This is a genomic window from Microbacterium sp., assembly GCF_030149085.1.
GTDB lineage: Bacteria > Actinomycetota > Actinomycetes > Actinomycetales > Microbacteriaceae > Microbacterium.
The window spans coordinates 1-6,857 of the sequence record NZ_JASBSF010000154.1 but is presented as its reverse complement, the minus strand read 5'-3'; the positions used below and the strand labels follow the sequence as shown (position 1 = coordinate 6,857).

Here is a 6,857-nt window from a genome sequence, read left to right as displayed (position 1 = left end):
AGCCACTGGCCTGAGTCTGCCGACAACGCCCGCCGATCGTAGCAACTGTGGAGCCTAGGAGATTCGAACTCCTGACATCCTGCTTGCAAAGCAGGCGCTCTACCAACTGAGCTAAGGCCCCGTGAGGGATTTTCTTGAGTTAAGGAGTGGGGCTACCAGGACTTGAACCTGGGACCTCTTCATTATCAGTGAAGCGCTCTAACCGCCTGAGCTATAGCCCCGTGTGGTGCCGGCACATCGCACCGTCAACCTCCAAGACTTTACCCGACGCGACGCGGTTTCCACGAATCCGGATGCACGCTGGCCGGAGTTCGCTTAGCCGATCCTTCATTGCGCGCCGTCATGGCGAGTTGTTGACTGAGCGGCGTGACCGATGCAACGCACGCCCACGAACCGCACGCGACCGGCGTCAGCCAGAAACTCAACTGGCTACGTGCCGGCGTTCTCGGTGCCAATGACGGCATCGTCTCCGTTGCCTCGCTCGTGGTCGGTGTCGCCGGTGCGACCACCGACACACCGGCCCTCTTACTCGCGGGTGTCGCTGGCCTGGTGGGTGGGGCGATCTCGATGGCCCTCGGCGAGTACGTGTCGGTGAGCAGCCAGCGCGACAGCGAGAGAGCGCTCATCGCGAAGGAGCGGAGCGAGCTCGCCGAGATGCCCGAGGAAGAGCTCGAGGAGTTGACCCAGCTCTACCAGGATCGCGGCCTGAGCCGGGACACCGCGGTGCAGGTCGCGAAGGAACTCACGGCCCACGATGCCCTCGCGGCTCACCTCGAGGTGGAGCTGCACATCGACCAAGACGACCTGGTGAGCCCGTGGCAGGCAGCGTTCTCCTCCGCCGTCGCGTTCACGTTCGGTGCGCTCCTGCCCCTGCTGGCGATTCTTCTTCCGCCGCCGGAGTGGCGGGTACCGGTCACTGTCGTGGCAGTCCTCATTGCGCTGGCCGTCACCGGTTCGATCTCCGCACGCCTCGGGGGCTCGTCACAGGGACGCGCGGTGCTGCGGCTGGTCATCGGCGGTGCGCTCGCACTGGCAGCGACCTACGGGATAGGCACTCTGCTCGGCACGACCGTCGTCTAGCCCGGCTCCCGCCGGGATCGTCGCGAACGCGCTCCGCGTCAGTTCGAGGTGAATCCGACGAGCAAGCCGCCGGTGACCTTCACCGCGAGGTTGTAGATCCCGGCAACGACCGCTCCCATGACGGTGACGACCACGAGGTTCAGGATCGCGACGATCGCCGAGAACGCCAGCACCTGCGGGAGGGACAGCACTGCCGACAGCGAGAACGTGCCGTCCGTGAAGCTGCCGATGAACTCGTCAGCCTGGCCGATCAGGCCCGTCGTCTGCAGGATGAGGAAGATCAGGACGAAGAACACGACGGTTGCGATAGCGATCGCCACGGCAGCCAAGAACGACAGCTTCACGGCCGACCAGAAGTCAAGGTAGACGAGGCGCAGGCGTACCTGCTTCGTCGTGGTCTTGCTGGATTTCTTGGCGAGTTTGTCGGCTACCGTCGTCATGCGTCGGGACTTCCTTCAACGATCTGGGGGGAGGCGGCGTCATCCGACGCATCCGTGGCCGCAGCAACCTCTGCCACAACCCGCTCCCCGTTACGCGCGACCGCGATGATGCGATCCTCGTCATCGGGGCGGGCGAAGACGACACCCATGGTGTCGCGACCCTTGGCGGGGACCTCGGCCACGGCAGAGCGTACCACCTTGCCGCTGGCAAGAACCACCAAGACCTCGTCGTCCTCCGAGACGATCAAACCGCCCGCGAGGACCCCGCGATCCTCAGTCAGCTTCGCGACTTTGATACCGAGGCCTCCGCGGCCCTGCTCGCGATACTGGGCGACATCCGTGCGCTTCGCGTAGCCGCCCTCGGTGACAACGAACACGTATCCCTCGTCACGAACCACGGATGCCGACAGCAGGCAATCCTCTCCGCGGAACGACATTCCCTTGACGCCCTCGGTCGCCCGGCCCATGGGGCGAAGCGCCGAATCCGTGGCCGTGAACCGCAGCGACATTCCCTCGCGGCTGATCAACAGGATGTCGTCGCCCTCGTCCACGAGCATCGCGGAGGTCAGTTCGTCTCCGGCATCCTCACCCTCGCCTGCGCGCAACTTGATGGCGATCACGCCGCCCTGGCGGTTGGTGTCGTATTCGGTCAGGCGCGTCTTTTTCACCAGGCCGCTGCGGGTGGCAAGGACAAGGTAGGGCGCTGCCTGGTAGTCACGGATGTCGAGGATCTGGGCGATCTCTTCCTCGGGCTGGAGCGCGAGGAAGTTCGCGACGTGCTGGCCCTTCGCGTCGCGGCCGGCCTCGGGAAGCTCGTACGCCTTCGCGCGGTACACGCGGCCCTTGTTCGTGAAGAACAACAGCCAGTGGTGGGTCGTCGTCACGAAGAAGTGCTCCACGACGTCGTCAGCCCGCAACTGCGCACCCCTCACACCCTTACCGCCGCGGTGCTGCGACCGGTAGTTGTCGCTGCGGGTGCGCTTGATGTACCCGGCACGGGTAACGGTGATGACCATCTCCTCTTCGGGGATGAGGTCTTCGACCGACATGTCGCCGTCATAGCCGGGCAGGATCTCGGTGCGTCGGTCGTCACCGAAACGCTCGACGATGGCGGTGAGCTCTTCCCGGATGATGGAGCGCTGGCGCATCGGGTCGGCCAGGATCGCCTGGAAGTCCAGGATCTGTGCCTCGAGCTCGGTGGCTTCGTCGATGATCTTCTGCCGTTCGAGGGCGGCAAGACGGCGCAGCTGCATCTGCAGAATCGCGTCGGCTTGCACGTCGTCGATCTCGAGCAGGTCCTTCAGACCCTCGCGCGCATCATCCACAGTCGCCGAACGACGGATGAGGGCGATGACCTCGTCGAGCGCGTCGAGCGCTTTGAGGTACCCGCGCAGGATGTGCATGCGCTCTTCGGCCTTGCGAAGGCGGAATCGGGTGCGCCGGACGATGACCTCGACCTGGTGCTCGATCCAGTAGCTGATGAATCCGTCAAGCGGCAACGTGCGCGGCACGCCGTCGACGATCGCCAGCATGTTCGCGCCGAAGTTTTCCTGCAGCTGCGTGTGCTTGTACAGGTTGTTGAGCACGACCTTCGCGACGGCGTCGCGCTTGAGGACGATGACCAGGCGCTGACCGGTGCGGCCAGATGTCTCGTCACGGATGTCGGCGATGCCGGTGATCTTGCCCTCGCGCGCAAGGTCACCGATCTTCACAGCGACGTTGTCGGGGTTGACCTGGTACGGCAGTTCGGTGATTACCAGGCACGTGCGGCCCTGGATCTCTTCGACATTGACCACCGCGCGCATCGTGATGGATCCGCGGCCGGTGCGGTAGGCATCCTTGATGCCCTTCGTTCCGAGGATCTGTGCGGCTGTCGGGAAGTCAGGCCCCGGGATGCGCTCCATGAGCGCTTCGAGAAGTTCTTCGCGGGAGGCATCGGGGTGCTCGAGCGCCCACAGTGCACCGGCCGAAACCTCGCGCAGGTTGTGCGGCGGGATGTTTGTCGCCATGCCGACCGCGATACCCACCGATCCGTTGACCAGCAGGTTCGGGAAGCGGGCCGGCAAGACCACGGGCTCCTGGGTCTGACCGTCGTAGTTCGGCTGGAAATCGACCGTCTCTTCTTCGATGTCCCGGACCATCTCCAGCGCGAGCGGCGCCATCTTGGTCTCGGTGTATCGCGGTGCGGCGGCGCCCTGGTTTCCCGGGGTTCCAAAGTTCCCCTGGCCGAGAGCAAGGGGGTAGCGCAGCGCCCAGGGCTGCACCAGTCGGACGAGAGTGTCGTAGATCGCCGAGTCACCGTGCGGGTGGTACTGACCCATCACCTCGCCGACGACACGCGAGCACTTCGAGAAGGACTTGTCGGGGCGGTACCCACCGTCGTACATGCCGTAGATCACGCGGCGGTGCACGGGCTTGAGGCCATCGCGCACGTCGGGAAGCGCGCGGCCGACGATGACGCTCATCGCGTAGTCGAGGTAGGACCGCTGCATCTCCAGCTGCAGGTCGACCTGGTCGATTCGACCGTGGTTGTGCTCCGGCTCGGGACGTTGTTCGTCTGCCATGTCTGTCTCTACTTCGTCGTTTCGATGTGCTCGCGTACTCAGATGTCCAGGAAGCGGACGTCTTTCGCGTTTCGCTGAATGAACCCGCGGCGCGACTCCACGTCCTCGCCCATGAGAATCGAGAAGATCTCGTCGGCGGCCGCCGCGTCATCGATCGTGACCTGCCGGAGCGTTCGGGTCTGGGGATCCATCGTGGTTTCCCACAGTTCCTCGGCGTTCATCTCGCCGAGACCCTTATAGCGCTGGATCGCGTTGTCTTTCGGGATGCGCTTACCCGCGGCGGCTCCCTCGGTCAACAGCGCGTCACGCTCCCGATCGGAGTAGACGTACTCGTGGGGAGAGTTCGACCACTTGATCCGGTACAACGGGGGTTGGGCGAGGTACACGTAGCCGGCTTCGATGAGACCGCGCATGTAGCGGAACAGCAGGGTCAGCAGCAGCGTCGTGATGTGCTGACCGTCGACGTCGGCATCCGTCATCAGCACGATCTTGTGGTACCGCGCCTTAGCGATGTCGAAGTCCTCACCGATTCCCGTGCCGAAGGCCGAGATCATCGCTTGCACTTCCTTGTTGCCGAGAGCCCGGTCCAGGCGCGCCCGCTCGACGTTCAAGATCTTTCCGCGAAGGGCAAGGATCGCCTGCGTGTGAGGATCGCGACCACCGACAGCCGAACCGCCGGCCGAGTCCCCCTCCACGAGGAAGATCTCACTGATCGACGGGTCCTTCGAGACACAGTCCTTGAGCTTGTCGGGCATCGCCGCCGACTCGAAGACGCTCTTGCGCCGTGCCGTCTCGCGAGCCTTGCGCGCAGCAAGTCGCGCGCTCGCGGCGTCGATGGCTTTGCGGATGACGTTCTTGGCCTGCGCAGGATTGCGATCGAGCCAATCCGTCAACTGGTCCCCGACGACCTTCTGCACGAAAGCTTTGGCCTCGGTGTTGCCGAGCTTCGTCTTGGTCTGGCCCTCGAACTGGGGTTCGGAGAGCTTCACTGAGATGACAGCGGTCAAGCCCTCGCGGATGTCCTCACCGGTGAGGTTGTCATCCTTCTCCTTGAGCATGCCCTGGGCACGTGCGTACCGGTTCACGAGCGTCGTCAACGCGGCTCGGAACCCTTCTTCGTGGGTTCCACCCTCGTGAGTGTTGATCGTGTTCGCAAAGGTGAACACGTTCTCGGTGTAGCTCGTTGTCCACTGCATCGCCAGCTCGAGCGAAATGTGGCGCTCGGTGTCTTCGGACTCGACCTCGATGATCTCGTCATTGACGACCTCGGTCTTGCGCACCTTGTTGAGGTACTCGACATAGTCGACGAGCCCGCGCTCGTAAAGGAAGTCATCGTGGGGCTGGGTAGCAGCCGTGCCGCTGGACTGGTCGTCGACGACGTAGGCGGACTCCGGACGCTCGTCTCGAAGCGTGATGCGCAGCCCCTTGTTGAGGAAGGCCATCTGCTGGAAACGGGTGCGCAGGGTGTCGTAGTCGAAGTGGACGGTGTCGAAGATTCCGGCATCCGGCCAGAAGGTGATGGTCGTTCCGGTCTCGTCGCTCGGCTCACCCTTCTCAAGCGGTGCAACCGGGGTTCCGCCGTCACGGAATGACTGCCGCCAGACGAATCCCTGGCGCTTGACCTCGACCTCGAGCCGCGTCGACAGGGCGTTCACGACAGAGGAGCCGACGCCGTGCAAGCCACCGGAGACCGCGTACCCGCCGCCGCCGAACTTGCCACCGGCGTGAAGCACCGTCAGCACCACCTCGACGGTGGACTTTCCCTCGGTGCGGTGCATATCGACGGGGATTCCGCGGCCGTTGTCGACCACCCGAACGGCACCGTCTTCGAGGATCGTGACCGTGATCGTGTCGCAGTACCCAGCGAGGGCTTCGTCGACCGAGTTGTCGACGATCTCGTACACGAGATGGTGAAGGCCGCGCTCACCGGTCGAGCCGATGTACATGCCGGGACGCTTGCGCACCGCCTCCAGTCCTTCGAGGACCTGGATTTCGTCGGCCCCGTATTCGTTCTGGACCTTGCCGGCGTTGGCGAGCTGCGGATCTTCGGGAACGCTTTCAGGGACTTCTGAGGGCATGGTGAGAGGCGCTCCACATCGACGATAGGACTATCCGTCAGTCTATCAAGTCCAGGCCCCGTTCGAGCGCTCTACGGTCCTGTGGCGCGACGAAATTCGTCGCGACGTCCCGGGAGGTGGTTCAGCCGTAGGTATCGCGCGGACCGCGGCCTGGAACGGCTCTCGGCCCCCATTTCCAGGAGGGGACGTCCGGCCCGATGAAGCGGACACTCTCGACCCCGGCATCCGGGAAGCGACGAATGATCTCGGTGAGGATCTGCGAGCGCATGTTCTGCAATTGCCGAGCCCATGCCGTCGAATCGGCCTGGACGGTGAGGATGCCGTCGACAAAGCCGACCGGACGGGTGTGGCGCGCCGTCTCGGCCCCGGCTACCTCGTTCCAGGTGAGAACCACATCTTCCCGGGCAAGCTGTGCGTCCCATCCGGCCTCCCGCGTGAGAGCGGTGAGGACATCGCCGACACCCTTCGGATCCCGGCCTGGAGTGAACGGCTCGTTCTCGTCATCCATCCGGCGCCGTCGGCGGCGAGCGACGCGGGCTGTGGGGGCGAGCCCTCGCAGGCGCAGGTACGTCGCGATCGTTTCGGGTACCGAGGATGCCTGCTCCGCGTCCACGGTCATGACACTTCTCGATCAACCGGACCGCTACCACTCAGGGTGCCCGCCTCGACACGGACGGTGCCGACGCGAAGCTCAG

Annotated in this window: 5 protein-coding genes and 2 tRNA genes; 1 reads left to right on the top strand and 6 read right to left on the bottom strand. The window is 64.3% G+C overall.

What is annotated here, in order from left to right; genetic code table 11:
- Positions 1–48 precede the first annotated feature (48 nt).
- Positions 49–121, bottom strand: a tRNA-Ala gene (locus tag Q1V87_RS06360).
- A 26-nt stretch (positions 122–147) separates the two neighbouring features.
- Positions 148–221, bottom strand: a tRNA-Ile gene (locus Q1V87_RS06355).
- A 145-nt stretch (positions 222–366) separates the two neighbouring features.
- Between Q1V87_RS06355 and Q1V87_RS06350 the strand changes: the two genes are divergently transcribed.
- A complete protein-coding gene (locus Q1V87_RS06350) occupies positions 367–1,080 on the top strand; it encodes a VIT family protein (RefSeq protein WP_300591335.1) in 714 nt (237 codons plus the stop codon).
- A gap of 38 nt (positions 1,081–1,118) precedes the next feature.
- Here Q1V87_RS06350 and Q1V87_RS06345 read toward each other — a convergent pair whose 3' ends face one another.
- From Q1V87_RS06345 to Q1V87_RS06330, 4 genes are all read right to left on the bottom strand, one after another.
- Positions 1,119–1,520, bottom strand: coding sequence for a DUF3566 domain-containing protein (locus tag Q1V87_RS06345; RefSeq protein ID WP_300591334.1), 402 nt, complete (start codon positions 1,518–1,520; stop codon positions 1,119–1,121).
- Positions 1,517–4,084, bottom strand: coding sequence for a DNA gyrase subunit A (gene gyrA / locus Q1V87_RS06340; protein WP_300591333.1), 2,568 nt, complete (start codon positions 4,082–4,084; stop codon positions 1,517–1,519). The genes Q1V87_RS06345 and gyrA overlap by 4 nt, the downstream gene beginning before the upstream one ends.
- A gap of 38 nt (positions 4,085–4,122) precedes the next feature.
- The gene (gene gyrB, locus Q1V87_RS06335) at positions 4,123–6,162 is read right to left on the bottom strand and encodes a DNA topoisomerase (ATP-hydrolyzing) subunit B (protein ID WP_300591332.1); all 2,040 of its coding nucleotides are present in this window, start codon (positions 6,160–6,162) and stop codon (positions 4,123–4,125) included.
- Between the two features lie 121 nt (positions 6,163–6,283).
- Positions 6,284–6,781: a DciA family protein gene (locus tag Q1V87_RS06330; protein ID WP_300591331.1), complete on the bottom strand. Its 498-nt coding sequence runs from the start codon at positions 6,779–6,781 to the stop codon at positions 6,284–6,286.
- Positions 6,782–6,857 lie beyond the last annotated feature (76 nt).

Excerpts from the sequence above, each read along its gene's own strand:
- gyrB (WP_300591332.1), bottom strand. The coding sequence starts at position 6,162 with ATGCCCTCAGAAGTCCCTGAAAGCGTTCCCGAAGATCCGCAGCTCGCC.
- Q1V87_RS06345 (WP_300591334.1), bottom strand. The coding sequence starts at position 1,520 with ATGACGACGGTAGCCGACAAACTCGCCAAGAAATCCAGCAAGACCACG.
- Q1V87_RS06330 (WP_300591331.1), bottom strand. The coding sequence starts at position 6,781 with ATGACCGTGGACGCGGAGCAGGCATCCTCGGTACCCGAAACGATCGCG.
- gyrA (WP_300591333.1), bottom strand. The coding sequence starts at position 4,084 with ATGGCAGACGAACAACGTCCCGAGCCGGAGCACAACCACGGTCGAATC.